This is a genomic window from Cronobacter sp. HA18006, from assembly GCF_011605445.1.
GTDB classification, from domain to species: Bacteria; Pseudomonadota; Gammaproteobacteria; order Enterobacterales; family Enterobacteriaceae; genus Cronobacter; species Cronobacter sakazakii.
In genome coordinates this window covers 1-26,749 of record NZ_JAANQB010000023.1, presented here as the reverse complement: position 1 = coordinate 26,749, position 26,749 = coordinate 1, and the positions used below count along the sequence as shown (strand labels likewise).

Annotated in this window: 22 protein-coding genes and 1 rRNA gene; 15 read left to right on the top strand and 8 right to left on the bottom strand. The window is 56.4% G+C overall.

The window, feature by feature from the left end; translation table 11 throughout:
* Positions 1-10 precede the first annotated feature (10 nt).
* The 7 genes from yihS to ompL all read left to right on the top strand — a co-directional run bounded on the left by yihS (position 11) and on the right by ompL (position 8,792).
* Positions 11-1,252 carry a sulfoquinovose isomerase gene (yihS, locus tag G9X48_RS16470; protein WP_097641154.1) on the top strand — a complete coding sequence of 414 codons (1,242 nt, stop codon included), beginning with the start codon at positions 11-13 and terminating at the stop codon, positions 1,250-1,252.
* 29 nt (positions 1,253-1,281) lie between these two features.
* Positions 1,282-2,148, top strand: a complete 867-nt coding sequence (locus tag G9X48_RS16465; protein WP_097641155.1) for an aldose-1-epimerase — start codon at positions 1,282-1,284, stop codon at positions 2,146-2,148.
* A 49-nt stretch (positions 2,149-2,197) separates the two neighbouring features.
* Positions 2,198-4,228, top strand: a complete 2,031-nt coding sequence (locus tag G9X48_RS16460; RefSeq protein ID WP_105629622.1) for an alpha-glucosidase — start codon at positions 2,198-2,200, stop codon at positions 4,226-4,228.
* A 12-nt stretch (positions 4,229-4,240) separates the two neighbouring features.
* A complete protein-coding gene (locus G9X48_RS16455; protein ID WP_097641157.1) occupies positions 4,241-5,113 on the top strand; it encodes a sulfite exporter TauE/SafE family protein in 873 nt (290 codons plus the stop codon).
* Positions 5,114-5,145: 32 nt separating this feature from the next.
* The gene (locus G9X48_RS16450) at positions 5,146-6,552 is read left to right on the top strand and encodes an MFS transporter (protein WP_097641158.1); all 1,407 of its coding nucleotides are present in this window, start codon (positions 5,146-5,148) and stop codon (positions 6,550-6,552) included.
* 48 nt (positions 6,553-6,600) lie between these two features.
* Positions 6,601-8,031, top strand: coding sequence for an MFS transporter (locus tag G9X48_RS16445; protein ID WP_105629623.1), 1,431 nt, complete (start codon positions 6,601-6,603; stop codon positions 8,029-8,031).
* Positions 8,032-8,105: 74 nt separating this feature from the next.
* Positions 8,106-8,792, top strand: coding sequence for a porin OmpL (ompL, locus tag G9X48_RS16440; RefSeq protein WP_007872040.1), 687 nt, complete (start codon positions 8,106-8,108; stop codon positions 8,790-8,792).
* 84 nt (positions 8,793-8,876) lie between these two features.
* Here the strand turns inward: ompL and typA are convergent, their stop codons facing one another.
* Complete coding sequence (gene typA / locus G9X48_RS16435) at positions 8,877-10,700, bottom strand: ribosome-dependent GTPase TypA (RefSeq protein ID WP_004387692.1); 1,824 nt, start codon at positions 10,698-10,700, stop codon at positions 8,877-8,879.
* A 378-nt stretch (positions 10,701-11,078) separates the two neighbouring features.
* Between typA and glnA the strand changes: the two genes are divergently transcribed.
* The 4 genes from glnA (at position 11,079) to G9X48_RS16415 (ending at position 15,388) form a co-directional block, all read left to right on the top strand.
* Positions 11,079-12,488 (top strand): glutamate--ammonia ligase, encoded by a 1,410-nt coding sequence (gene glnA, locus G9X48_RS16430; RefSeq protein ID WP_004387691.1) that lies wholly within the window; start codon positions 11,079-11,081, stop codon positions 12,486-12,488.
* 199 nt (positions 12,489-12,687) lie between these two features.
* Complete coding sequence (gene glnL, locus G9X48_RS16425; RefSeq protein ID WP_007797649.1) at positions 12,688-13,737, top strand: nitrogen regulation protein NR(II); 1,050 nt, start codon at positions 12,688-12,690, stop codon at positions 13,735-13,737.
* 8 nt (positions 13,738-13,745) lie between these two features.
* Positions 13,746-15,155, top strand: a complete 1,410-nt coding sequence (glnG, locus tag G9X48_RS16420) for a nitrogen regulation protein NR(I) (protein ID WP_004387689.1) — start codon at positions 13,746-13,748, stop codon at positions 15,153-15,155.
* A 110-nt stretch (positions 15,156-15,265) separates the two neighbouring features.
* The gene (locus G9X48_RS16415) at positions 15,266-15,388 is read left to right on the top strand and encodes a YshB family small membrane protein (RefSeq protein ID WP_004387688.1); all 123 of its coding nucleotides are present in this window, start codon (positions 15,266-15,268) and stop codon (positions 15,386-15,388) included.
* A 27-nt stretch (positions 15,389-15,415) separates the two neighbouring features.
* Here G9X48_RS16415 and hemN read toward each other — a convergent pair whose 3' ends face one another.
* Both hemN and yihI read right to left on the bottom strand, forming a co-directional pair.
* Positions 15,416-16,789 carry an oxygen-independent coproporphyrinogen III oxidase gene (gene hemN, locus G9X48_RS16410; RefSeq protein WP_097641161.1) on the bottom strand — a complete coding sequence of 458 codons (1,374 nt, stop codon included), beginning with the start codon at positions 16,787-16,789 and terminating at the stop codon, positions 15,416-15,418.
* A gap of 184 nt (positions 16,790-16,973) precedes the next feature.
* Positions 16,974-17,504, bottom strand: a complete 531-nt coding sequence (yihI, locus tag G9X48_RS16405) for a Der GTPase-activating protein YihI (protein ID WP_007872060.1) — start codon at positions 17,502-17,504, stop codon at positions 16,974-16,976.
* Between the two features lie 590 nt (positions 17,505-18,094).
* Between yihI and yihA the strand changes: the two genes are divergently transcribed.
* Entirely contained in the window at positions 18,095-18,730 is a 636-nt protein-coding gene (gene yihA, locus G9X48_RS16400; protein WP_032971933.1) for a ribosome biogenesis GTP-binding protein YihA/YsxC, read from the top strand.
* A 303-nt stretch (positions 18,731-19,033) separates the two neighbouring features.
* Here yihA and polA read toward each other — a convergent pair whose 3' ends face one another.
* Complete coding sequence (polA, locus tag G9X48_RS16395; protein WP_097641162.1) at positions 19,034-21,817, bottom strand: DNA polymerase I; 2,784 nt, start codon at positions 21,815-21,817, stop codon at positions 19,034-19,036.
* Between the two features lie 429 nt (positions 21,818-22,246).
* Here polA and G9X48_RS16390 point away from each other — a divergent pair, with 429 nt between their 5' ends.
* The gene (locus G9X48_RS16390; RefSeq protein WP_004387682.1) at positions 22,247-23,155 is read left to right on the top strand and encodes an acyltransferase; all 909 of its coding nucleotides are present in this window, start codon (positions 22,247-22,249) and stop codon (positions 23,153-23,155) included.
* Positions 23,156-23,181: 26 nt separating this feature from the next.
* On the opposite strand, the gene dsbA is transcribed toward G9X48_RS16390, so the two are convergent.
* The 3 genes from dsbA to G9X48_RS16375 all read right to left on the bottom strand — a co-directional run bounded on the left by dsbA (position 23,182) and on the right by G9X48_RS16375 (position 25,165).
* A complete protein-coding gene (dsbA, locus tag G9X48_RS16385; protein WP_004387681.1) occupies positions 23,182-23,805 on the bottom strand; it encodes a thiol:disulfide interchange protein DsbA in 624 nt (207 codons plus the stop codon).
* Positions 23,806-23,832: 27 nt separating this feature from the next.
* A complete protein-coding gene (locus G9X48_RS16380) occupies positions 23,833-24,819 on the bottom strand; it encodes a serine/threonine protein kinase (RefSeq protein ID WP_097641163.1) in 987 nt (328 codons plus the stop codon).
* A gap of 76 nt (positions 24,820-24,895) precedes the next feature.
* A complete protein-coding gene (locus G9X48_RS16375; RefSeq protein ID WP_004387679.1) occupies positions 24,896-25,165 on the bottom strand; it encodes a YihD family protein in 270 nt (89 codons plus the stop codon).
* Between the two features lie 66 nt (positions 25,166-25,231).
* Between G9X48_RS16375 and mobA the strand changes: the two genes are divergently transcribed.
* Positions 25,232-25,810, top strand: a complete 579-nt coding sequence (mobA, locus tag G9X48_RS16370; protein WP_085046930.1) for a molybdenum cofactor guanylyltransferase MobA — start codon at positions 25,232-25,234, stop codon at positions 25,808-25,810.
* On the top strand, positions 25,810-26,343 hold the full coding sequence (gene mobB / locus G9X48_RS16365) for a molybdopterin-guanine dinucleotide biosynthesis protein MobB (protein WP_097641164.1): 534 nt from the start codon (positions 25,810-25,812) through the stop codon (positions 26,341-26,343). Before mobA ends, mobB begins: the two co-directional genes overlap by 1 nt.
* 283 nt (positions 26,344-26,626) lie before the next feature.
* Here the strand turns inward: mobB and rrf are convergent.
* Positions 26,627-26,742, bottom strand: a 5S ribosomal RNA gene (gene rrf, locus G9X48_RS16360).
* Between the last annotated feature and the right edge of the window lie 7 nt (positions 26,743-26,749).

Here is a 26,749-nt window from a genome sequence, read left to right as displayed (position 1 = left end):
AGAACAGACAATGAAATGGTTTAACACACTGAGTCACCACCGCTGGCTGGAACAGGAAACCGACCGTATTTTCGCGTTTGGCCGCAACGCCGCCGTACCCACCGGCTTCGGCTGGCTGGGGAACAATGGTCAGGTGAAAGAAGAGATGGGCACGCATCTGTGGATCACCGCCCGTATGCTGCATGTTTACGCCGTCGCCGCCCTGATGGGCCGCCCTGGCGCGTACGCGCTGGTGGAGCATGGCATCAACGCCCTTAACGGCCCGCTGCGTGATAAAAAATATGGCGGCTGGTACGCCTGTGTAAATGACAAGGGCGTGATGGACGCCTCCAAACAGGGCTATCAGCATTTCTTCGTGCTGCTTGGCGCCGCCAGCGCCGTCACCACCGGCCATCCCGCCGCCCGCGCGCTGCTGGATGACGCCATTGCGGTGATCGAGAAGTATTTCTGGAGCGAAGAAGAGCAGATGTGCCTGGAGTCCTGGGATGAAGCCTTTACCGAGACGGAAAACTACCGCGGCGGCAACGCCAACATGCATGCCGTCGAAGCGTTTCTTATCGTCTACGACGTCACTCAGGACAAGAAATGGCTGGATCGCGCGCTGCGCGTCGCCTCGGTCATCATTCACGATGTCGCCCGTAAAGGCGATTACCGCGTCAATGAACACTTCGATACCCGCTGGAACCCCATCCGCGATTACAACAAAGAGAACCCGGCTCACCGGTTCCGCGCTTACGGCGGCACGCCGGGCCACTGGATTGAATGGGGCCGCCTGATGCTGCACCTGCGCGCCGCACTACTGGCGCGCGGCGACGCGGCTCCGGAATGGCTACTGGAAGATGCCAAAGGCCTGTTTAACGCCACGATCAGCGACGCCTGGGCACCGGACGGCGCAGACGGTTTTGTCTACTCCGTCGGCTGGGACGGCAAACCGATTGTCCGCGAACGCGTGCGCTGGCCGATTGTGGAGGCGATGGGCACCGCCTGGGCGCTCTATAACGTCACGGGCGATCCGCAGTATGAAGCCTGGTACCAGAAATGGTGGGACTACTGCATGAAGTACCTGATGGATTATGAAAACGGCTCGTGGTGGCAGGAACTGGACGAGAACAATCAGGTGACCACCAAAGTCTGGGACGGCAAACAGGATATCTACCATCTGCTGCATTGCCTGGTCATCCCTCGTCTTCCGCTCGCGCCGGGCCTTGCGCCTGCGGTCGCCGCCGGGTTGCTCGACAGCCTCGCGAAATAACGCGCTGACCCCCACGCGAGGAGACGGACATGCATAAAAGCGGAACCACCATAGTGTTAACGGCAGGGGAATGGCAGGCGACTATCGTGACGGTCGGGGCGGGGTTAGCCTCGCTGACGCGGCGGCAGCGCCACGTCGTTATCCCGCACGCCCCCGAGGAGATGCCGCTCGCGCATCTGGGTAAAGTGCTGATCCCCTGGCCGAATCGCATCACTGGCGGGCGCTTTACCTTTGAGGGTCAGACGCTGACGCCCGCGATTAACGATCGTGTCGGCAATACGGCCATTCACGGGCTGCTGGCATGGCACAACTGGGCGATTCGGGAGCAAAGCCCCACGCACGTCGTGCTGAGCGCCTTTTTGCCGCCGACCTATGGTTACCCTTTTATGCTGATGGCGGACGTCACTTATCAGCTTGATGAAGCGGCGGGGTTGCGCGTGCGTATTTCAGGCTCAAATGCGGGTGATACCCCGGCGCCTTATGGCGTCGGGATGCACCCCTATCTGACCTGCAATCTGCATGACATCAACGTGTGCGAGCTCGCGCTACCTGCCGCGCAAATCCTGGAGGTTGACGCCGCGCGGCTTCATCCCGCCGGGGACGAAGGGCTCGATTTTCGCACGCCGCGCCGCATTGCCGATACGCACATTGACCACACCTTCAAAGCGCCGTCTTCCGCACGCTGGGAGGCAAGGCTGTCGCACCCGACGATGTCCGTCTGGCTACGGGCCGAAGCGCCCTGGATACAGGTCTATACCGGCGAAAAGCTGGGCCGCGTCGGGCTTGCCGTTGAACCGATGAGCTGTCCGCCCAACGCGTTTAATTCCGGCATTGATGTGGTCAGGCTCGCGCCCGGCGAAACGCACACCCTGAATATGGAAATCGGCGGCGAATAAGCAAAACAACACCGCCTTACTGACTGATTACCCTACACCGGAGGTCTTCATGGCTTCGTCACACATTACACTCGTTTCCCATGACGACGGATTTACGTTGTCGTACCGGCAAAGAACGATCCTGCATCACTCCAGGCAAACACCCTGCCTGTGGGCGGGCGCAGGCACAGCGGATATCGAGATGTTCCGCGGCAACTTCAGCATTAAAGACCGGCTCGATGAGAAAATCGCCCTGACGCAGGCGGCTGTCAGCGAGCGCGCTTCTGGCTGGGTGATTCGCTTTACGCGCGGCGAGACGATCGGCGCCACGCTTGAGGTGAGCACCGATGACCACGATCGTCTGGTGTTGAGGCTCAAAAACGACGCCGTCGCGCACAATCGTCTCTGGTTGCGGCTGGCGGCGAAGCCAGCCGATCATATTTACGGCTGCGGCGAGCAGTTCTCTTATTTCGATCTGCGCGGTAAACCGTTCCCGCTGTGGACCAGCGAACAGGGCGTGGGCCGTAATAAACAGAGCCACGTTACCTGGCTTGCCGACTGTAAAGAGAACGCGGGCGGCGACTACTACTGGACCTTCTTTCCGCAGCCAACGTTCGTCAGCACCCAGAAGTACTACTGCCATGTCGATAACAGCGGCTATATGAACTTCGATTTCAGCGCGCCGCACTACCATGAGCTGGCGTTCTGGGAAAACCACGCCACGCTGCGCTTCGAATGCGCGCCGACCTACATCGAACTGCTGGAAAAACTCACCGCCCTGCTGGGCCGCCAGCCGGAGCTGCCGGACTGGGTTTACGATGGCGTAACGCTCGGCATTCAGGGCGGTACCGAAGTCTGCCAGCAGAAACTCGACGTGATGCGCCGCGGCGGCGTGAAGGTAAACGGCATCTGGGCGCAGGACTGGTCCGGCATCCGCATGACCTCCTTCGGCAAGCGCGTGATGTGGAACTGGAAATGGAACCGCGATCTTTACCCGCAACTCGATACGCGCATTGCGCAGTGGAAACGCGAAGGCGTGCAGTTCCTCGCTTATATCAACCCGTATGTGGCAAGCGATCGCGACCTGTGCGAAGAAGCGGCGTCGCGTGGTTATCTGACTCAAGATGCCGCAGGCAAGGATTATCACGTCGAGTTTGGCGAGTTCTACGCGGGCGTCGTCGACCTGACCAACCCGGAGGCGTACGCCTGGTATAAAGAGGTCATCAAAAAACAGCTGATTGAACTGGGTTGCGGCGGCTGGATGGCTGATTTTGGTGAATATCTGCCGACCGACACGCACCTGTATAACGAGGTCAGCGCGGAGATTATGCACAACGCCTGGCCTGCGCTGTGGGCGAAGTGCAACTACGAGGCGCTTGAAGAGACCGGAAAACTCGGCGAGGTGCTGTTCTTTATGCGCGCCGGTTATACCGGCAGCCAGAAATATTCCACGATGATGTGGGCAGGCGATCAGAACGTTGACTGGAGCCTCGACGACGGGCTCGCCTCGGTGATCCCCGCCGCGCTGTCTTTGGCGATGTCCGGGCACGGCCTGCACCACAGCGATATCGGCGGATACACCACGCTGTTTGAGATGAAGCGCAGCAAAGAGCTACTGCTACGCTGGTGCGATTTCAGCGCGTTTACGCCGATGATGCGCACGCATGAGGGCAACCGCCCTGGCGATAACTGGCAGTTCGACGGCGACGCGGAAACCATCGCGCATTTTGCCCGCATGACGACAATTTTCACCACGCTCAAACCCTATATCAAACAGGCGGTGGCGCAGAATGCCCGCACCGGCCTGCCGGTGATGCGCCCGCTGTTTTTGCACTATGAGGATGAACCCCGCGTCTACACGCTGAAATATCAGTATCTGTTTGGCCGCGATCTGCTGGTGGCACCGGTGTATGAAGAAGGACGCCAGGACTGGTCGCTGTGGTTGCCTGACGATCGCTGGGTAAACGTCTGGACCGGTGAAACCCACGACGGCGGCGACATCACCGTGGACGCACCGCTCGGCAAACCGCCGGTGTTCTACCGCGAGGGCAGCGAATGGCAGTCCCTTTTCGCCACGCTGCGTCAGATAAACCCCATGTAAAAAGGACAAATCATGGGCTTCTTCACCCTTTTGACCCCGGATGGTCTTGTGCTCAGCAACGGCACGGTGATCGCGATTATCGGCATCATGTTTTTATATACCTTCGTTGGGATCTGCGCCGGCTTTGGCGGCGCACTCACCACGATGCCGCTGATAACGCTGCTGTTGCCATTAAAAATGGCAGCGCCCATGTCGGTGATTGTGGGCACTGCTACCGCCCTCTACGCGACCTGGCTTTCGCGTAAGGAGACGCAATGGAAACCGGCGCTGGTGCTGATTGTGTTTTCGTTTGTCGGCGTGCCGGTGGGCCTGTACGCCCTCGCCAGTCTGCCGGATCAGATAATGAAGCTCGGGCTTGGCGGCTTTTTGATCCTCTATTCCTTCTACAGCCTGTTTATTCCCAGGCTGCCGGTCTATGACAAAAACTGGCTGGCGATGCCGACCGGCGTTATCGCGGGCGCGTTAGGCTCGGCGTTCTCCACCAACGGGCCACCGGTGGTGGTCTACGGCATGTTGCGAAATCTGGCCCCCGCCGCCTTTCGCGGCACGCTCAACGCTTTTTTCACCGCCAACAATGCCGCCATTATCGGCGGGCTCGCCACCAGCGGGATCTTAACGCTCTCGACCATCAAGCTTGTGCTGTTCTGCATTCCCACCATGGTGCTCGGTTCGTTTGTGGGCCAGTACGTTCATCAACGTATTTCCGTTCGGGTCTTCCGGGTGCTGGTCTTTCTGCTGCTGATAGCTTCCGGGGCGATGCTCATCAAAGGCGCGCTGGGGATTTCCACGCTGAGCGCGCTGGCGCCGCCTTTCGGCGTCCTCGCGGTTTTGCAGCTTCTGTTTGGCAAAAAGGTCGCGGCCATCCGGGCTGCGGATCAGACATAACGCGTCGCCTGCGTGTGCGATGGAGAAAAACAATGTCTCAGACAAATACCGTTCAGAATCAAGTCGTAGCCACGCTGCGTTTGCCGTTCAGAGAAAAAGTCGCCTATGGAATGGGCGATCTGGGCTCCAATATCCTGCTGGATATCGGCACGCTGTATCTGCTGAAGTTTTATACCGACGTGCTGGGGCTGCCGGGCACGTATGGCGGCATTATCTTTCTGATTGCCAAGTTTTTTACGGCGTTTACGGACATGGGCACCGGCATCATGCTCGATTCGCGCCGCCGGATTGGGCCAAAAGGCAAGTTCCGGCCCTTTGTGCTCTACGCCGCCTTTCCGGTGACGCTGCTCGCTATCGCAAACTTCGTCGGCACGCCGTTTGAGATAACCGGTAAAGCCGTGATGGCGACGGTGCTGTTTATGCTCTACGGGCTGTTCTTCAGCATGATGAATTGCTCGTATGGCGCGATGGTGCCTGCCATTACGAAAAACCCGGATGAGCGCGCGTCGCTTGCCGCGTGGCGTCAGGGCGGCGCGACGCTTGGCCTGCTGCTGTGTACCGTCGGTTTTGTGCCGGTGATGAATCTTATCGAAGGCAACCCGCAGCTAAGCTATATCTTCGCCGCCACGCTGTTTTCGCTCTTTGGCCTGCTCTTTATGTGGTGGTGCTATGCGGGAACGCGCGAGCGCTATGTGGAAGCCCCAGCCGCGCGCGCCGCGCATAAGCCTGGGCTGTTGCAGTCGTTTCGCGCCATTGCGGGCAACCGGCCGCTGTTCGTGCTCTGTATCGCCAATCTCTGTACGCTCGGCGCGTTTAACATCAAGCTCGCCATTCAGGTCTATTACACCCAGTACGTACTGAACGATCCGATTCTGCTGTCGTATATGGGCTTTTTCAGCATGGGCTGCATTTTTATCGGCGTGTTCCTGATGCCGGGCGCGGTGCGGCGTTTTGGCAAGAAGAAGGTTTATATCGGCGGGCTGCTGATCTGGGCGGCGGGCGACGTGCTCAATTACGCCTTCGGCAACGGTTCGGTGAGCTTTGTAGCGTTCTCGTGCCTCGCGTTTTTCGGCTCCGCGTTTGTGAACAGCCTGAACTGGGCGCTGGTTTCAGACACGGTGGAGTATGGCGAATGGCGCACCGGCGTGCGCTCAGAGGGCACGGTCTATACCGGCTTCACCTTCTTTCGCAAAGTCTCCCAGGCGCTGGCCGGGTTTTTCCCCGGCCTGATGCTGACGCAAATCGGCTATGTGCCGAACGCCGTACAGTCGGCCGCTACGACCGAAGGCCTGCGCGAGCTGATTTTCATCTGGCCGTGCGTGCTGGCGGTAGTGACGATCGTCGCGATGGGCTTTTTCTACAACCTTAACGAGAAGATGTACGTGCGGATTGTGGATGAGCTGGAAAACCGTAAGCGGGCGTTTTCGCCTGGCGCATAACCATCACGGTGCCCGCGCCTGCGCGGGCCCTCGCTTTGAGGAACGGCTATGACGACATTCACCAGTCAGGACCCGCTGACGCTGCGACTGAGCCTGCGGGAGAAGTTTTCTTACGGCATGGGCGATTTTGGCTCCAATCTGATGCTGTGCATCGGGACGCTCTACCTTCTGAAATTTTATACCGACGAGCTTCACCTGCCGGCCTTTTACGGCGGCGTGATTTTTCTGGTGGCGAAGTTTTTCACTGCGCTGACCGATATGCTCACCGGCGTGCTGGTGGATTCACGGCGCGCGCCTGGCCCACGCGGCAAATTCCGGCCGTTTATTCTTTTCGCCTCCTTCCCGGTGGCGCTGGTGGCGACGGCGCAGTTTGTGGCAAACGATCTGCCGCTTGCGATGAAAACCGCGCTCGCCACGGTGCTGTTTATGCTGTTCGGCCTGTTTTACAGCCTGATGAACTGCTCCTATGGCGCGATGGTGCCCGCCATCACTAAAAACCCGCAGGAGCGCGCGCATCTTGCCGCGTGGCGTCAGGGCGGCGCGACGCTCGGGCTGCTGCTCTGTACCGTCGGCTTTATGCCGATCCAGTCGCTGTTTGTCGCGCGCCCGTCGCTGGGCTACCTGACGGCAGCGCTGATTTTCGCCCTCGTCGGGCTTATCAGCATGTTCTTCTGCTACTGCGGCGTGCGCGAGCGCTATGTAGAAGTGGTGCCCGCCGGACATAAACCCGGCATGCTGAAATCGTTCTGCGCGATTTTCCAGAACCCGCCGCTGCTGGTGCTGTGCATCGCCAATCTTTGCACGCTGGCGGCATTTAATATCAAGCTCGCCATTCAGGTCTACTACACGCAGTACGTGCTAAACGATCTGCATCTGCTGTCGTGGATGGGCTTTTTCAGCATGGGCTGCATTCTGGTGGGCGTGTTTATGGTGCCGGGCGCGGTGAAGCGCTTTGGCAAAAAACAGGTCTATCTCGGCGGGCTGACGCTCTGGGCGCTGGGCGATATTTTCAATTACGTCTGGGGCACGACATCGCTCAGTTTTGTGCTGTTTTCCTGCATGGCGTTTTTCGGCACCGCGTTTGTGAACAGCCTGAACTGGGCGCTGGTGCCGGATACGGTGGATTACGGCGAATGGAAAACCGGCATTCGCGCCGAAGGATCGGTCTATACCGGCTATACCTTCTCCCGCAAGATTTCCGCGGCGCTGGCGGGGTTTCTGCCCGGCATTATGCTCACGGAGATTGGCTATGTGCCGAATGCGCTGCAAACGCCTGCGACGCTTGATGGCCTGCGCCAGCTGATTTTCCTCTGGCCCTGCGGGCTCGCGATAATCGCAGCCGTCACGATGGGGCTGTTTTATAAGCTCAATGAACAGCGCTTCGTCTTTATTATTGAGGAAATTGCCAGGCGGAAGAAATATGTCGCCGCCGCCCCAAAAGTCAGCGCCGACAATAAAGCGTCAGCCGTCACGTTATAACGATAACCATCTTCGCTCCTCCCCTTCTGTTTACAGAAGGGGCGGCCTTTCTGTACCTGTTATAGGGAAATACTATGAAGAGAATCGCAACCGCACTGCTCTGTTCGTCTGTGCCCTGCGCGGCTTTCGCGGGTGCCTATGTCGAAACCCGTGAAGCGTATAACACCGCCTCGGAATTGCACGAGGTTATCCTGCGCGCGGGCTATAACTTTGATATGGGCGCCGGCCTGATGGCCACCAACGCCTACAATGTGGGGAAATGGGACGAGATTAAGCACAGCTATAATGAAATCGAAGGCTGGTATCCCTTATTTAAACCAACAGAAAACCTGACGTTCCAGCCCGGCGGGCTGATTAATGACAGTATCGACGGCTCCGGCGGCGCGCTCTATTTAGACACTAATTATAAATTTACGCCCTGGTTTAATCTGACGGTTCGCTATCGTTATAACCACAATAATTACGACACGCCGGATTTTAACGGGAAGATGGATAAAAACGACACGCACGAGTTCGCCAATTACTGGAATTTTAAAGTCACGGATAAACTCGCGTATACGTTTGAGCCGCACTTCTTTCAGCGGGTAAATGATTACCACAGTAAAAACGGCAAAGACCATCACTGGGAAATTACCAACGGCTTTCGCTATAAGCTCGATCAGCACTGGCTGCCCTATGTCGAACTGCAGTGGCTGGACCGCTGGAATGAGTATCATCGTGAACAGTACCGGCTACGTCTCGGGTTACGGTATTCGTTCTGATATAAAAAAAGCCGCTGAAAATTCAGCGGCTTTTTATTCATACCAGGCGACGCGAACGCCTGCCTGGTTTACGGATGCACCGTATTAGTCTTCTTTCGCACCGCGCATGGCACGTTTACGATCGTTTTCCGTCAGGTGACGTTTACGGATACGTACAGACAGCGGAGTCACTTCGACCAGTTCATCGTCATCGATGAATTCCAGCGCCTGCTCCAGCGTCATTTTGATAGGCGGAACCAGAACCGTGGCTTCGTCCGTACCGGACGCACGCATGTTGGTCAGTTTCTTACCGGTCAGGCAGTTTACCGTCAGGTCGTTAGAGCGGCTGTGAATACCGATGATCTGGCCTTCATAGACTTCCGCACCGTGACCCAGGAACAGCTTGCCGCGATCCTGCAGACCGAACAGCGCGAACGCGACCGCTTTACCCTGACCGTTAGAGATCAGTACGCCGTTGTTACGCTGGCCCACTTCGCCCGGACGGATATCGTCGTAGTGGCTGAAGGTGGAGTACAGCAGACCCGTACCGGAGGTCATGGTCATGAACTCAGAACGGAAGCCGATCAGGCCACGGCTTGGGATCACGTAGTCGAGACGTACGCGGCCTTTGCCGTCCGGATTCATGTTTTTCAGGTCGCCTTTACGCTCGCCCAGCGCCTGCATCACAGAACCCTGGTGCTGCTCTTCAACGTCCAGCGTCACGTTCTCGAACGGCTCTTGTTTACGTCCATCGATTTCGCGGAAGATAACTTTCGGACGGGAAACCGCCAGTTCGAAACCTTCACGACGCATGTTCTCGATAAGAACAGACAGGTGCAGTTCGCCACGGCCAGACACGCGGAACGCGTCAGCGTCTTCGGTTTCTTCAACGCGCAGCGCCACGTTGTGCACCAGCTCTTTGTTCAGACGGTCAAGGATCTGACGAGAGGTAACGTATTTACCTTCTTTACCGCAGAACGGAGAGGTGTTGACGTTGAAGTACATAGAAACGGTCGGCTCGTCAACGGACAGGGCCGGCAGCGCTTCGACATTCTGCGGATCGCAGATGGTGTCGGAGATGTTCAGCTCACCAAGACCGGTGATAGCGATGATATCGCCAGCTTCCGCCAGATCGGTATCGATACGCTCCAGGCCCAGATGGCCCAGCACTTTACCGACTTTACCGTTACGGGTTTTGCCTTCGCTATCGATGATAGTGACCTGCTGGTTCGGCTTAACTTTACCGCGTTTGATGCGGCCAATGCCGATGACGCCAACGTAGTTGTTGTAGTCCAGCTGGGAGATCTGCATCTGCAGCGGGCCGTCGAGATCAACGTCCGGTGCCGGTACATGGTCGACGATCGCCTGGTACAGCGGGGTCATGTCTTCCGCCATATCAGAGTGGTCCAGACCTGCGATACCGTTCAGCGCGGATGCGTAAACGATAGGGAAGTCCAGCTGCTCGTCGGTCGCGTCGAGGTTCACGAACAGGTCGAACACCTGATCCACAACCCAGTCAGGACGCGCGCCCGGACGGTCAACTTTGTTGATAACCACGATAGGTTTCAGGCCATGGGCAAATGCTTTCTTGGTCACGAAGCGCGTTTGCGGCATGGGGCCGTCAAATGCGTCAACCACCAGCAGCACGGAATCAACCATGGACATTACACGTTCAACTTCACCACCGAAGTCGGCGTGCCCTGGGGTATCAACGATATTGATACGGTAATCATTCCATTTGATCGCGGTGTTTTTCGCGAGGATGGTAATCCCACGCTCTTTCTCCAAATCGTTGGAGTCCATCACGCGCTCTTGAGTTTCAGCACGCTCGTCGAACGTACCGGATTGCTGCAGCAGCTTGTCAACCAGGGTCGTTTTACCATGGTCAACGTGCGCAATGATGGCGATGTTACGCAATTTTTCGATCACAACTTTGCCTCAGGCATTAGAAATAGCGCGTTATTGTACACGTATTAATCGAAGGACTAAACAGGATCACAATCATCTGACGCAAACAAGTGTTGTCGCCAGGCTTTGTGATCCTTTTCACGCAGCGGTAAAAGGGCTATTAAACGTAAATTGCACCAACACAGTGCTTGTTTTTTACACACAGGCACTATATTGGTGCAATCTCTCCATCGTGGTGCAGCCCTTTTGCACTATGACGCGCATCATAGCGCCTTTTTGGGGGAATTTGAAAGTTGGCACAGATTTCGCTTTAAAGAATTCAGGGCGGCAACGCCAATTTTAATAAGTACTGAAGACCTCGTTACCACGACGACAATGACAAATCCGGGAGAGTTAAGTATGTCCGCTGAACACGTTCTGACGATGCTGAATGAACATGAAGTGAAGTTTGTGGATCTGCGCTTCACTGATACTAAAGGTAAAGAACAGCACGTCACCATCCCAGCCCACCAGGTGAACGCCGACTTCTTCGAAGAAGGCAAAATGTTCGATGGCTCTTCCATCGGTGGCTGGAAAGGCATCAATGAATCTGACATGGTGCTGATGCCGGACGCCTCCACCGCTGTCATTGACCCGTTCTACGAAGAACCTACTCTGATTATTCGTTGCGACATCCTTGAGCCGGGCACCATGCAGGGCTACGATCGCGACCCGCGCTCCATCGCCAAGCGCGCTGAGGAGTACCTGCGCTCTACCGGCATCGCGGACACCGTCCTGTTCGGGCCGGAACCTGAGTTCTTCCTGTTTGACGACATCCGCTTCGGCAGCACCATTTCTGGCTCCCATGTCGCGATTGACGACATCGAAGGCGCGTGGAACTCCTCCACCAAATACGAAGGCGGCAACAAAGGCCACCGTCCGGGCGTGAAAGGCGGTTACTTCCCGGTTCCGCCGGTTGACTCTTCTCAGGACATCCGTTCTGTGATGTGTCTGACCATGGAAGAGATGGGCCTGGTCGTTGAAGCGCACCACCACGAAGTGGCCACCGCCGGTCAGAACGAAGTGGCAACCCGCTTCAACACCATGACCAAAAAAGCGGACGAAATTCAGATCTACAAATATGTCGTGCATAACGTCGCGCACCGCTTCGGCAAAACCGCGACCTTTATGCCGAAACCGATGTTCGGTGATAACGGCTCCGGTATGCACTGCCATATGTCTCTGTCCAAGAACGGCACCAACCTGTTCTCTGGCGACAAATACGCGGGTCTGTCTGAGCAGGCGCTGTATTACATTGGCGGCGTAATCAAACACGCCAAAGCCATCAACGCCCTGTCTAACCCGACCACCAACTCTTACAAGCGTCTGGTACCAGGCTACGAAGCGCCGGTTATGCTGGCTTACTCCGCGCGTAACCGCTCTGCGTCTATCCGTATCCCGGTGGTTGCGTCTCCGAAAGCGCGTCGTATCGAAGTGCGCTTCCCGGACCCGGCGGCTAACCCGTACCTGTGCTTCGCTGCCCTGCTGATGGCAGGTCTTGACGGCATCAAGAACAAGATCCACCCGGGCGAAGCGATGGACAAAAACCTGTATGACCTGCCGCCGGAAGAAGCGAAAGAGATCCCGCAGGTTGCCGGTTCTCTGGAAGAAGCCCTGCAGGCGCTGGACGCAGACCGCGAGTTCCTGACCGCAGGCGGCGTGTTCACTGACGATGCGATTGATGCTTACATCGCGCTGCGTATGGAAGAGAACGATCGCGTTCGCATGACGCCGCACCCGGTAGAGTTCGAACTCTACTACAGCGTGTAATGATTTATTGATGTTGATAGCCAGCGGATTTCAGGTTGTCGCCACTGCGTGAAATCCGCGAATGTTTTTTTGTTGCCGTGGAAACTTTAGCCCATCTTCGGATGGGCTTTTTTCACCACCCGAAACCGGTTTTAACGCCCTTTTTAGCGTTAAAACGCTATAATGCACTAAAATGGTGCAAACCCTGGGGGACTGCTGGATGGCAACAGGCACGCTGCCCGACGCTGGGCAGATCCTTAACGCATTAATCAATAGCATTTTACTGGTCGACGACGAGCTGGCGGTGCATTACGCCAACCCGGCGGCGCAGCAGTTGCTCGCGCAAAGCTCACGTAAGCTTTACGGCACGCCACTACCGGAGCTGCTGAGTTATTTCTCCCTGAATATCAGCCTGATGCAGGAGAGCCTGAACGCGGGCCAGGGGTTTACCGATAACGAAGTGACACTGGTCATTGATGGCCGCTCACACATTCTTTCCCTGACGGCGCAACGTCTGCCGGATGGCCTGATCCTGCTGGAGATGGCCCCGATGGATAATCAGCGGCGTTTAAGCCAGGAACAGCTCCAGCATGCCCAGCAAGTCGCCGCGCGCGATCTGGTACGCGGCCTGGCGCATGAAATCAAAAATCCGCTCGGTGGCCTGCGAGGCGCAGCGCAATTGCTGAGCCGCGCCCTGCCCGACCCGTCGCTGACGGAATACACCAAAGTCATCATTGAACAGGCCGACCGCCTGCGTAACCTGGTGGACCGCCTGTTAGGGCCGCAGCAGCCGGGCATGCACGTCACCGAAAGCATCCATAAAGTGGCCGAGCGCGTGGTGAAGCTGGTCTCCATGGAACTGCCGGAAAACGTTCGGCTTCTGCGCGACTACGATCCGAGCCTGCCGGAATTTACCCACGACCCGGACCAGATAGAACAGGTACTGCTGAATATCGTGCGTAACGCGCTCCAGGCGCTGGGCGAGGACGGCGGCGAGATCACGCTGCGCACCCGCACCGCGTTTCAGTTGACGCTGCACGGCGTGCGCTACCGCCTGGCCGCCCGTATCGACGTGGAAGACAACGGGCCAGGCATTCCGGCGCATCTGCAGGATACGCTGTTTTACCCGATGGTCAGCGGCCGCGAGGGCGGCACCGGGCTGGGGCTGTCCATCGCCCGAAATCTTATCGATCAGCATTCGGGAAAAATCGAATTTAACAGTTGGCCAGGCCATACCGAATTCTCGGTCTTCCTGCCTATTCGGAAATAGAGGTGATTATGCAACGAGGGATTGTCTGGATCGTCGATGACGATAGCTCCATTCGCTGGGTGCTTGAGCGCGCGCTCACCGGAGCAGGCTTAAGCTGCACCACCTTTGAAAGCGGTAACGAGGTGCTGGACGCGCTGAGCACAAAAACCCCGGACGTACTGCTGTCAGATATTCGTATGCCGGGCATGGACGGCCTGACGCTGTTAAAACAGATCAAACAGCGTCATCCGATGCTTCCGGTCATCATTATGACCGCGCATTCCGATCTCGACGCCGCGGTGAGCGCCTACCAGCAGGGCGCGTTTGATTACTTGCCAAAGCCGTTTGATATTGACGAGGCGGTGGCGCTGGTCGAGCGCGCTATCAGCCATTACCAGGAGCAACAGCAGCCGCGCAGCGCGCAGGTTTTCGGCCCGACCACCGACATCATCGGCGAAGCGCCGGCGATGCAGGATGTGTTTCGCATTATCGGCCGCCTCTCCCGCTCCTCCATCAGCGTGCTGATTAACGGCGAATCGGGCACCGGTAAAGAGCTGGTGGCGCATGCGCTGCACCGCCACAGCCCGCGCGTCAAAGCGCCGTTTATCGCGCTGAATATGGCGGCCATTCCCAAAGACCTTATCGAATCGGAGCTGTTCGGGCACGAGAAAGGCGCGTTCACCGGCGCAAACCAGATTCGTCAGGGCCGTTTCGAACAGGCTGACGGCGGCACGCTGTTTCTTGATGAAATTGGCGACATGCCGCTGGATGTGCAGACCCGTCTGCTGCGCGTGCTGGCCGACGGTCAGTTTTACCGCGTCGGCGGCTATGCGCCAGTAAAAGTGGATGTGCGCATTATCGCGGCGACGCACCAGAACCTGGAGCTGCGCGTTCAGGAAGGAAAATTCCGCGAGGATTTATTCCACCGCCTGAACGTTATCCGCGTGCATCTGCCGCCGCTGCGCGAGCGCCGCGAGGATATCCCGCGTCTGGCGCGCCATTTCCTGCAGGTGGCCGCGCGCGAGCTGGGTGTGGAAGCCAAACAGCTCCACCCGGAGACGGAAGCCGCGCTGACGCGTCTCGCGTGGCCCGGCAACGTGCGTCAGCTGGAAAACACCTGTCGCTGGCTCACCGTGATGGCCGCGGGCCAGGAAGTGCTGATTCAGGATCTGCCTGCCGAGCTGTTTGAAACCAGCGTGCCGGACGCGCCGTCGCAGGCGCTGCCGGAGAGCTGGGCGACGCTGCTCGCGCAGTGGGCCGACAGGGCGCTGCGTTCCGGTCATCAAAACCTGCTTTCCGAAGCACAGCCGGAAATGGAGCGCACGCTTTTGACCACGGCGCTGCGGCACACGCAAGGGCATAAACAGGAGGCTGCGCGTCTGCTGGGCTGGGGCCGGAACACCCTGACGCGCAAGCTAAAAGAGCTGGGAATGGAGTAAGCGGCAGCGTTGTGTAAAAAAGCGCTGTCGCCTGCAAATTGCTCTAATTTTATACTTTACTGTCCGCCAGGCTTGAGTATGATCGGGCGCGGTTATGGGGGAGAGTTGTTATGCTGGAATCACTGATCCATATCGCCACGCAAAGCGCAGAGGCGGGCGCCGCCGCAGGCCATACGCCCCAGACGGCAATTGCCGCCCTGCTGTGCGCAGCGCTGGTCAACTTCTTTAGTTAAAAAAAGCGGGCATTATGCCCGCTTTTTTTATATCACGCGTGAGAACTGTTGCAGCCGCGCTTTGCGACGCAGATAGACGTCAAAGCACATGCAGACGTTGCGAATCAGCAAACGCCCTTTCGCCGTCACGGTGATACCGCGCGCGTTTACGTCCACCAGCCCGTCTTTCGCCAGCGGCGCCAGCAGTTGCAAATCCTCGGCAAAATAGTCGGCGAAACGGAGCGACCACGCTTTTTCTACCTCAGCGAAATCGAGCCGGAAATTACAGATTAGCGCTTTGATAACGTCGCGGCGGATACAGTCGTCGCGCGTCAGCTCAAGCCCGCGCCACAGCGCGCTGCCCTGCTCATCCACCGCCTGATAGTAGCGCTTAAGCTCTTTCTCGTTCTGCGCGTAGCAGTCGCCGATCATACTAATCGCCGAGACGCCCATGCCGAGCAGATCGGTGTCGCCCTGCGTGGTGTAGCCCTGGAAGTTACGATGCAGCACGCCGTTACGCTGGGCGATAGCCAGCTCGTCATCCGGCTTCGCGAAGTGGTCCATGCCGATGAACTGATAACCCGCGTGGGTCAGCGACTGGATAGTCTGCTGAAGGATATCGAGCTTCTGCTGCGCCGACGGCAGATCCGCCTCTTTAATTTTGCGCTGCGCGGCAAAAAGCGCCGGCAAATGCGCGTAGTTAAAGACGCTCAGGCGGTCCGGGTTCAACTCCGCCACGCGTTGCAGCGTAAAGGCGAAGCTTTCCGGCGTCTGCTTCGGCAAACCGTAGATCAAATCGATATTGGCGGAGGTGAAGCCCACTTCCCGCGCGCGTTTGATGAGCGCAAAGATGAAGTCTTCATCCTGCTCGCGGTTCACCAGACGCTGCACCTCTTTATTGAAATCCTGCACGCCCATGCTGAGACGGCGGAAGCCTTCAGCGTGCAGGTGATCCAGCACGTCCAGCTCGATTTCACGCGGGTCGACTTCAATGGAGATTTCGGCATCGTCGTTGAACTGAAAATTCGCGCGCAGCAGGCCCATCAGGCGGCTGATTTGCGCTTTGCTGAGGTAAGTCGGCGTACCGCCGCCCCAGTGCAGCTGGCTGACGCAACGCCCGGCAAACAGCGGCGCGCGATGAATAATCTCCTGCTCCAGCACATCGAGATACTGGTCGGCTTTATGCTGCTGGCGGGTGACGATTTTATTGCAGCCGCAGAAGTAGCAGAGCTTGTGGCAGAAAGGGATGTGAACGTAGAGCGAGAGCGGCCTGTCGGGATAACGCGCGACCGCGCGCGCGAAGTCAGGCTCGCCAAACGTTTCAGAAAGCTCAAGAGCCGTGGGATATGAGGTATAGCGCGGCCCGGAATAGTTATATTTCTGGATGAGGGCCAGATCCCAGTCGATTACCTGCTCAGACATGCTTACTCCTTCCGACGGTTTCGCCGACGCGTTCGGCGAACTGGCCCACCCGGATGGCGGGTGATAAGCCGGCTGCGCAGCCACTTCTGGCGCCGCGACAGCCGGTGTAGTTTAACGAATAACCACACCAGATAACATACTATCGGAAGGAGTATAAGCAGGACGGTCGGCCCCATCGGAAGGGTTAGTTTCCGCCTTTGAGCAGGCGCATCATATCTTCCTGCTGCTCTTCTTCTTCGTCTTCTTCGTCGTCGTAAGAAAGGCCGAGCTGCTGCATCAGCTCATCAATGCGATCGAGACGGGAATCAACCCACGCCTGATCGTCCGCGCTCAGGGTTTCCCCCTCTTCCAGGCGCTCCAGCAGCGCATCCAGGCGCTCGTCGTTCTCCAGCATGTCCAGCTCTTCCTGCGGTGACAACATAGGTTTCTCACTCTTAGGTTGTGGTTGGTGCTTCTGAGGTCGGGTGTCCTGAGCGTCGCTCACTCCAAGCGGAATCGGTTTTTTACTGCCGATGCGCGGATCTTTCTGTGCCGACTGACCGGAGGATTTTCCGGACGCGCTGGCCCCCGTGGCGCGGCTACCCGGCGCATGACCGCGGTGCTTTTTATCGCGCTTGCGATCGCGGGCTTCCTGGTTTAATTCTTCACGCGTTTTACGGCGAGCTTTAGCTTTGGCGGGGCCTTTGCCGCGCACAGAGGATGAGGGTTGCTTCATAATTTTTCGTCTTGGGCCGTTTTAAACAGTATAGAATTGCGGCGGAATCTAGCAGAAAGCAAGTAAAGAAAAAAGGCGACAGGTAAACCTGTCGCCTTTTTTCCTGACTTTTTAACCGGTCATCGGTATCCACCGTCCTGGTGCGCTTACAACCCGCCCTGTTTGTCCTTCAGCCGACAACGCTCCGTGTCGTGTTCCTTTATCCTTGTTAACGTCTCCGACGTTGACCGTCCTGGTATGCTGTGTGCTTCGTCGCCCTGACGCTCCAGACCCCTCATCCTGAGTTATTATCCGTTGCGACACTCCGTTGCCCGTGCCTATTACTTTACCAGCCTGAACGAGGGGCTCAAGGCGCAAACGGCCTTAAAAGTCCATTTTAGGACATTTCTGCAAGGTTAACTGACTGTTTTTACTTAACTAAAATTCAAACACCCGCCTTTCAAGCCGATGATATCTCAATGTAAAACGGGCAGATCTCTTACAGACCTCGCGGGTGTTTTGTAAGCTGCCAGAGAGAACAACAGCCTTTTAGCCCTGTTCAGGTATAATCGCGGCTATTGCTTAAGCTTATCCTGACGGAGACGACCGTTTTGACTCAGTTGAACTATCAACAGACGCACTTTGTGACCAGTGCGCCGGATATTCGCCACCTGCCTTCCGATACGGGCATTGAAGTGGCTTTCGCAGGCCGCTCCAACGCCGGAAAATCCAGCGCGCTTAATACGCTGACTAACCAGAAAAGCCTGGCGCGCACCAGTAAAACGCCTGGACGCACGCAGCTGATTAACCTGTTTGAAGTCGCCGACGGCAAGCGTCTGGTGGATTTGCCTGGCTACGGCTACGCCGAAGTCCCGGAAGAGATGAAGCGCAAATGGCAGCGCGCGCTGGGTGAGTACCTGGAAAAACGCCTGTGCCTGAAAGGTCTGGTGGTGCTGATGGATATTCGCCATCCGCTGAAAGATCTCGACCAGCAGATGATCGAGTGGGCCGTGGACAGCGGTATTCCCGTTCTGGTGCTGCTGACCAAAGCCGACAAACTGGCGAGCGGCGCGCGTAAAGCGCAGCTGAATATGGTGCGTGAAGCGGTGATTGCCTTTAACGGCGACGTACAGGTTGAAGCGTTTTCTTCACTGAAGAAAACCGGCGTGGATAAGCTGCGCATCAAGCTGGACAGCTGGTTTAACGATCTGCCGCCTGTGGCCGAAGACGCCGCTCCGCAAGCGTAACCTTCCCCGGCGCGGGCCTGGCTCGCGCGTCCGCTTTCTCCGACGCAATAAAAAACGCCCCAGTCATTTCTGACTGGGGCGGCTAAAATATTCAGCCAAATCCGATTACGTGAAGTAAAAGGTCTGAAAGATAGAACATCTTACCTCTGTACCCTACGTCGATAACTCTACCCTTTTTTTATGACGGGAAAAAGCACTTTTTGTAATTTCTTTTCATAGTTTACATAGCAATTTCTAATGACTATCACAAAAATCTATTAGTTATGTTGCTAAGTTACAAAAGCGACTACGCGTGTTTGGGCATCAGTGCGCTTCATCCCAGTTCACGCCGCTGCCGACTTCCACCAGCAACGGCACGTCAAGCTGCATGCTGTTCTCCATGAGTTCATGGATTTTCTGCGACACGGCTTCCACGTCATCTTTATGCACTTCAAACACCAGTTCATCGTGCACCTGCATGATCATTTTCACGCGCGGCTGCTCTTTCTGCAGCCAGCCATCGACCGCGATCATGGCACGTTTGATGATGTCTGCGGCCGTTCCCTGCATCGGGGCATTGATCGCCGCACGCTCAGCGCCTGCACGCCGCGCCGCGTTGCTGGCGTTGATATCCGGCAGATAGAGACGACGCCCGTCCAGCGTTTCGACATAGCCCTGTTCTTTCGCCTGCTTACGGGTGCGCTCCATATATTCCAGCACGCCAGGGTAACGCTCGAAGTAGAGATCCATATACTTCTGCGACTCTTTACGCGGGATATTGAGCTGGCGCGACAGGCCGAACGCGCTCATGCCGTAAATAAGACCGAAGTTAATCGCCTTGGCGCTGCGGCGCTGTTCGTTAGAGACGCTCTCCAGCGGCAGGCCAAATACTTCCGCCGCCGTTGCGCGGTGGATATCTTTGCCTTCCGCAAACGCGCTGAGCAGCCCTTTATCGCGCGATAGATGCGCCATAATGCGCAGCTCAATCTGCGAGTAGTCCGCCGAGACAATGACGTAATCCTCCGGCGCGATAAACGCCTGGCGGATACGGCGGCCTTCGTCGTTACGCACCGGAATGTTTTGCAGGTTCGGATCGGTGGACGACAGACGCCCGGTAGCCGTGACCGCCTGATGATAAGAGGTATGCACGCGGCCGGTTTTCGGGTTAATCATCTGCGGCAGTTTGTCGGTGTAAGTCGATTTCAGCTTCGCAAGGCCGCGGTATTGCAGAATGACTTTCGGCAGCGGGTAGTCGAGCGCCAGCTCTTCCAGCACCTCTTCTGAGGTTGATGGCGCGCCGCCCGGCGTTTTCTTCAGCGGCTTGATGCCCTGCTTTTCAAACAGGATAGTTTGCAGCTGTTTGGTGGAGGAAAGGTTAAACGGCTCGCCCGCGATCTCATGCGCTTTTTGCTCAAGCTCGGCGAGCTTAAGGGCAATCTCCTGCGAGTGCGCGTGCAGCACTGCCGGATCGATTTTCACGCCGTTGCGCTCGATGCGCGACAGCACCGGCACCAGCGGCATCTCAATATGTTCAAAGATATTCAGCGGGCCTTTGTGCTGCTGCAGTTTTGGCCACATCTTCAGGTGCAGCTGGAGCGTCACATCGGCGTCTTCCGCCGCGTAGCGCCCGGCCTGTTCGAGATCGATCTGATTAAACGTAAGCTGGTTTTTGCCTTTACCGGCGATCTGCTCAAACGTGATGGTGGTGTGTTTAAGCCAGCGGCTGGAGAGGCTGTCCATATCGTGGCGGCCGGAGACGCTGTCCAGAATGTACGATTCCAGCATGGTATCGAAAGCGATGCCGCGCAGTTCGATGCCGTAATTCTGCAAAATGCCGCGGTCGAATTTCAGGTTCTGGCCCACTTTCACCAGCGATTCGTCTTCCAGCAACGGTTTTAATAGTTCCAGCACGCGATCGCGGGAAAGCTGATCCGGCGCATCGAGGTAATCATGCGCGACCGGGATATACGCCGCAAGGCCTGGCTCGGTGGCGAACGAGATGCCGACGAGGTTGGCCGTCAGGTTATCGAGGCTGTCGGTTTCGGTATCCACAGCCACCACCGGCGCGTTTTTAATGCGCTCGATCCACGCCTGAAGCGTCTCTTCGTCAAGAATAGTGACGTAACGCTCTGACGAGAGCGCTACGGCTTCTTCTTCCGGCTCGGCCTCAACGACAATCGTTTCTGTCGGCTTCGCGGCAGGTTTGCCCCGGGACTGGAGCCATTTCCCGGCTTCGAGATCGGACGTCCAGCGCTTGAATTCGTACTGCCGGAAAAGCGCCAGCAATTCATCAGCCTGCGGTTGCTGCACCTCCAGACGATCGTGGCTCAGCTCCAGCTCCACATCGGTTTTAATGGTCGCCAGCTGATAGGAGAGATACGCCACCTCTTTATTCTGCTCAAGCTTCGCCGCCATGGTTTTAGCACCGCGGAAGGAGAGTTCAGCGATTTTCTCCGGGTTGGCGTAAAGCGCGTCCAGACCACCAAGCCCCTGCAACAGCGCCTGAGCGGTTTTCTCGCCGACGCCCGGCACGCCGGGAATGTTATCGGACGAGTCGCCCATCAGCGCCAGGAAGTCGATGATAAGCTCCGGCGGCACGCCATACTTCGCGCACACTTCTTCCGGCCCCAGCACGGTATTGGTCATGGTGTTGATAAGCGTGACGTCTGGCGTGACGAGCTGCGCCATGTCTTTATCGCCGGTGCTGATAAGCACCGCGCGGCCCGCTGCGGCGGCTTCTTTGGCGAGCGTACCGATAACGTCGTCCGCTTCCACGCCGGAGACCGCCAGAAGCGGCAGGCCCATCGCTTTAACCATCGCATGCAGTGGCTCTATTTGCGCACGCAGATCGTCAGGCATGGGCGGGCGGTGGGATTTGTAGTGCTCGAACAGTTCATCACGGAAGGTTTTGCCTTTCGCGTCGAACACAACAGCCGCATGGGTCGGCTGGTACTGCAGTATCAGGCTACGCAGCATATTCAGCACGCCATACATCGCGCCGGTGGGCTCGCCGGCACTGTTAGTGAGCGGCGGAAACGCGTGGTACGCCCGATACAGGTAAGAAGAGCCATCGACGAGAATAAGGGGATTTTCTGGGATCTGAACCATAATGTCCGTGCCTGATAATGAAGTTATGGATAAAGGATGCCATAGCCTGGCGCAAAACATGAAACCCAAAGGGCCGATCGCGTGGAAAGTTTTGTCGATCCGCGCGATCGCTCGCAATGCTGCTTGTGGATAACTTTGTGCACAAAAACCTAAGCTATTAATAACGTGAGATAAAAAAGGAGCGAAGCGCTGTAAATAATCCAAAAAATCAGTGGTTTATAAAAACCCTGACGCCGCTAATTATTTTTTAGCGGAAAAGTTTTATTGTGGATATAAAAAATGGCTTTTGCCGTCTGGCTTACGCCACGCTTAAAACCAGGCGGTTATTCATCGCACGTTACGTTTCGGCTCATTACGTCGGAATGTTTTCTGTTAGAATCTGCGCCCTCTGCCGTCACTGGCATTTTATCTAACCGCCTGAAAATTATTATGTCGAGATTACTCGCTGCGCTGACGCTTATGCTCAGCATCGTGCTTACTATTCTGGTGACTATTTTATGCTCCGTGCCGATTATCCTTGCCGGAATAATTAAACTGGTGCTGCCTGTACCAGCGGTATGGCGCACGGTGTCCCGCTTCTGCAATTTTATGATGTATTGCTGGTGCGAAGGGCTGGCATTGCTGCTGCACCTGAATCCGCATCTTAAATGGGAAGTACAGGGGCTCCAGGGGCTAAATAAAAAGAGCTGGTATTTACTTATCTGCAATCACCATAGCTGGGCAGATATTGTGGTGCTGTGCGTATTGTTTCGTAAGCATATTCCGATGAATAAATATTTTCTGAAACAGCAGCTTGCATGGGTGCCTTTTATTGGGCTCGCCTGTTGGGCGCTGGATATGCCGTTTATGCGCCGCTATTCCCGCAGCTATTTGCTGCGTCACCCGGAACGACGCGGCAAAGATGTGGAAACGACGCGTCGTTCCTGTGAAAAGTTTCGCCATCACCCGACAACCATCGTGAATTTCGTCGAAGGCTCTCGATTTACCGTAGAAAAACAGCGCCAGTTGCGTTCACCGTTCCGGCATTTACTACCGCCGAAAGCGGCGGGCATTGCAATGGCGTTGAATGTGCTGGGAAAACAATTCGATAAGATGCTGAATGTGACGCTCTGCTACCCGGAAAATAACCGCACACCGTTTTACGATATGCTCACAGGAAAGTTAACGCGTATTGTGGTGCAGATCGATTTATTGCCGGTGGAGGCATCGCTGCACGGTGATTACATTAACGATAAAAACTTTAAACGTGGTTTCCAGCAGTGGCTGAACGGGCTGTGGAGCGAGAAAGACGCCAGGCTTGAGGCCATTTATCAGCAATATAAAAAAGCCGGTCAGTGACCGGCTTTTTCGTTTAACGCATTCGATTATTTTTTACCGAGCAGGTAGTTAACGGTATCCGCATATTGCTGGACGAAGACGTCCATATTGCTGGTATCCATGCCCTGCGGGTTCAGCTGATATTTGCCGTTAACGTACATGGCAGGCACGCCCTGCAGGCCCACATCGGCCGCCGCTTTTTCCTGCTGCGCGACGAGCGATTTCACCACGAAGCTGTTCCAGGCGGCGTCATACTCTTCCGGCTTCACGCCCGCGTCGATAAAGACTTTGCGGATGTCAGCGGGGGTCTGTACGGTCTGGGTTTTCTGCACCGCTTCAAACATCGGAGCCGTAATTTTATCTTCGATGCCCATCGCCATCGCAACCGCCCACGCCTGCGTCAGGTCTTTACCCAACGGGCCCAGGAATTCAACGTGGTATTTGGTCATTTTGGTGCCAGCCGGCAGTTTTTTCTTCACGCTGTCAGAAACGTGCAGCACTTCTTCAAACTGGTAGCAGTGCGGGCAGTAGAAGGAGAAGAACTCCATTACCTGCGGCGCGCCGGCAACCGGCTTCTCCAGCGTGTTGTACTGTTTCCCGTCAGAATAATCGGCGGCGGAAACGCTGAATGCCATCACCATACCGGCCAGCGCCAGCCAAATCTTTTTCATCATTTACTCTCTCCTGAATATTACAGATCAATACATTGGCGTTAGTTGTAAAGGAGGCTCATTGAGCGCCCGAATTTGCTCGTTAAAAGTCGCCGTCTGACGGCGCCAGAAATCTTCTTCAGCAAGCCAGGGGAAGTTGCGTGGAAACGCCGGATCTTCCCAACGGCGAATAAGCCAGGCCAGATAATAGACCTGTCGCATCGCGCGCAGCGGCTCTATCAGCTCAAGCTCTTTGATATTGAATGTAGTGAACTCTTCATAAGCTTCCAGGATCGTTTCCATCTGCATGCGCTGTTCAGCGGTATCGCCGTTCAACAACATCCAGAGATCCTGAATGGCCGGGCCGTTGCGGGCGTCATCAAGATCGACAAATAGCGGGCCGTCGCGCCAGAGGATATTGCCAGGATGGCAGTCGCCATGCAGACGCAGGGCATCGTAACCCGGCTGCCAGCGGGCGATGACGGCACCCGTAAGCGCATCGGTCGCCTGCAAAAATGCGGTTTTGAGCGAAGCAGGAATAAGCGAGCTGGTCTCGTAGATCGCGCGCGGCTCCAGCAGATATTCATTGATACCGATAGTAGGGCGATGTGAGAAAAGACGCTGCTTGCCGGTCTGATGAATACGGCCAAGATAACGGCCAACCCACTCCATCTGGTCAAGGTTATCCGTTTCATACTGGCGGCCACCGAGGCCCGGGAACACGGCGAACATAAAGCCATCGTGCGTTAACAGCGTGTCGCCATCCAGACGCAACGGCGCGGCAACCGGCACTTCGTCGGTTTCAAGCTCCAGCGCGAAGTGATGTTCTTCCCGGATCTGCTCGGCGCTCCAGCGGTGAGGGCGGTAGAACTTCACAACAAAACGCTTACGATCTTCATCCTGAAAAAGATAAACGCGGTTTTCAAAGCTATTAAGCGCGGTTAAGCCAGAATCCACACGAATGCCGTGTTCAAACAGGGCGTCCATGATGGTGTCTGGCTGTAGCGTCTGGAAATTAAAAGCGTTATCTGTCATCCCGATACCCGGAAAACACAAGCAATGCTTCAGGATATCATCTCAAAGCCGCAGCGAGAGCGTCTCTTACAAGCTTTTACTCTTTTATCACGCCGCGGGCGCGCAGCAGGGCCGTTTTGAAGTCTTCTTCATAGTCTTTCTGAATGCCTGGGATCACCGCGTCTTTATCGGCATCACGCATTTTTAACTGATAAATGAGGATATCATCGGTAAGATCGGCCAGTTCACCGGTAAAACCGGATTCAGCAGCCAGCTTTTGCAGGAACTCCAGCAGGTTGAGATCGGGCTCTTTTTCCCAGGCTGGTTGCAGCAGTTCGATAACTTCATTAAGACGTTTGCATTTCATCATGGTCTCCTTTTATCTGGCCGACACGTTAGCAGGGACAAAACCGTATGAAAAGAGGTGATATTCTTGGATAAGCTTAGCGCGATTACCGGCGTAGTGCTGGCGGGCGGCCGGGCGACGCGAATGGGCGGGAAAAATAAAGGGCTGATGACGCTCAATGGCAAAGCGCTGTGGAAGCATGTGGCGGAGCGCCTGGCGGCCCAGGTCGCGCACGTTGCGGTAAGCGCTAACCGGGATCTGGAGGCTTATCGCGCCAGCGGTTATCCGGTCATCACGGATACTCTCCCGGATTTTCCGGGGCCTCTCGCGGGGATGCTTTCTGTCATGCAGCAACTTAATAGCGAGTGGTATCTCTTTTGCCCTTGTGACACGCCTCATATCCCTGCCGATCTCGCGCAACGTCTGTGGAATGCGAAAGGCGCGAGACCCGCTGTGTGGGCCAATGATGGCGAGCGCGATCACCCTGCGATTGCATTGATGCATTACTCCCTTAAAGCACCTCTGGCTGATTACCTCGCACGCGGAGAGCGTCGCGTGATGGTTTTCTTGCGTGAGGTTAATGGCTGTAGCGTAGCGTTTGCGAATAAAGATGACTTTGCCAATGTGAATACGCTGGCCGAGCTTGAACGCTGGCAGGAGGAATAATGGTTCCGTTACTGGGCATTGCCGCGTGGAGCGGTACGGGAAAAACGACGCTGCTTAAGGCGTTGATTCCACTATTGCGTGAGCGAGGCATCCGTACCGGCCTGATTAAACACACTCACCACAATATGGATGTGGATACGCCGGGTAAAGACAGCTATGAACTTCGCAAGGCAGGTGCGGCGCAGACGCTGGTCGCCAGCGCGAAACGCTGGGCGCTAATGACAGAAACACCAGAAGAGCACGAGCCAGACCTTCATTATCTGGCGAGCCGGATGGACAGCTCGCAACTGGATCTGATTCTGGTGGAAGGGTTTAAACACGAGGCGATCGCGAAAATCATGCTGTTCCGGGAGGGTGCCGGGAGGGACGTTGCAGAACTGACGCCGGATGATCATGTTATCGCCATTGCCAGTGACAGACCGTTATCTGAAGCGGAATTACCTGTACTGGATATTAACGAGCCCGCGCAGGTAGCAGCGTTTATCGCTGACTGGCTGGCGGCACAGCGCGCGCAGGGGTCATTCCGGCGATAAGCGTAAAGGGCGGGGTTCAGGGAAAGGAGGAGAACCTGGCGGGCAGGAAGGCGCGTGGCGTCTGGTCGCGCGTAAAATCAGGATACCGGGATTCAGAACGAAAGCGGGTTATTTTCGCTGGCATCCGGTAACGGATATCCTGCCGGCGGGTCGCTGCCCGTTACCGTTGCGGGACGAGTTGCCGGTCTGCACCGGGTTTACTCTGCCCGCAGGCGCTCACCGTTGCTGAGCGGCATACAAAAAAGCCCCATGCTTTCGCATGAGGCTTTTCCGTTTATCTGATGCCTGGCAGTTCCCTACTCTCGCATGGGGAGGCCCCACACTACCATCGGCGCTACGGCGTTTCACTTCTGAGTTCGGCATGGGGTCAGGTGGGACCACCGCGCTACAGCCGCCAGGCAAATTC

Coding starts and splice junctions, on each gene's coding strand:
- yihS (WP_097641154.1), top strand. CDS start 11: ATGAAATGGTTTAACACACTGAGTCACCACCGCTGGCTGGAACAGGAA.
- G9X48_RS16465 (WP_097641155.1), top strand. CDS start 1,282: ATGCATAAAAGCGGAACCACCATAGTGTTAACGGCAGGGGAATGGCAG.
- G9X48_RS16460 (WP_105629622.1), top strand. CDS start 2,198: ATGGCTTCGTCACACATTACACTCGTTTCCCATGACGACGGATTTACG.
- G9X48_RS16455 (WP_097641157.1), top strand. CDS start 4,241: ATGGGCTTCTTCACCCTTTTGACCCCGGATGGTCTTGTGCTCAGCAAC.
- G9X48_RS16450 (WP_097641158.1), top strand. CDS start 5,146: ATGTCTCAGACAAATACCGTTCAGAATCAAGTCGTAGCCACGCTGCGT.
- G9X48_RS16445 (WP_105629623.1), top strand. CDS start 6,601: ATGACGACATTCACCAGTCAGGACCCGCTGACGCTGCGACTGAGCCTG.
- ompL (WP_007872040.1), top strand. CDS start 8,106: ATGAAGAGAATCGCAACCGCACTGCTCTGTTCGTCTGTGCCCTGCGCG.
- glnA (WP_004387691.1), top strand. CDS start 11,079: ATGTCCGCTGAACACGTTCTGACGATGCTGAATGAACATGAAGTGAAG.
- glnL (WP_007797649.1), top strand. CDS start 12,688: ATGGCAACAGGCACGCTGCCCGACGCTGGGCAGATCCTTAACGCATTA.
- glnG (WP_004387689.1), top strand. CDS start 13,746: ATGCAACGAGGGATTGTCTGGATCGTCGATGACGATAGCTCCATTCGC.
- G9X48_RS16415 (WP_004387688.1), top strand. CDS start 15,266: ATGCTGGAATCACTGATCCATATCGCCACGCAAAGCGCAGAGGCGGGC.
- hemN (WP_097641161.1), bottom strand. CDS start 16,789: ATGTCTGAGCAGGTAATCGACTGGGATCTGGCCCTCATCCAGAAATAT.
- yihI (WP_007872060.1), bottom strand. CDS start 17,504: ATGAAGCAACCCTCATCCTCTGTGCGCGGCAAAGGCCCCGCCAAAGCT.
- polA (WP_097641162.1), bottom strand. CDS start 21,817: ATGGTTCAGATCCCAGAAAATCCCCTTATTCTCGTCGATGGCTCTTCT.
- G9X48_RS16390 (WP_004387682.1), top strand. CDS start 22,247: ATGTCGAGATTACTCGCTGCGCTGACGCTTATGCTCAGCATCGTGCTT.
- dsbA (WP_004387681.1), bottom strand. CDS start 23,805: ATGAAAAAGATTTGGCTGGCGCTGGCCGGTATGGTGATGGCATTCAGC.
- G9X48_RS16380 (WP_097641163.1), bottom strand. CDS start 24,819: ATGACAGATAACGCTTTTAATTTCCAGACGCTACAGCCAGACACCATC.
- G9X48_RS16375 (WP_004387679.1), bottom strand. CDS start 25,165: ATGAAATGCAAACGTCTTAATGAAGTTATCGAACTGCTGCAACCAGCC.
- mobB (WP_097641164.1), top strand. CDS start 25,810: ATGGTTCCGTTACTGGGCATTGCCGCGTGGAGCGGTACGGGAAAAACG.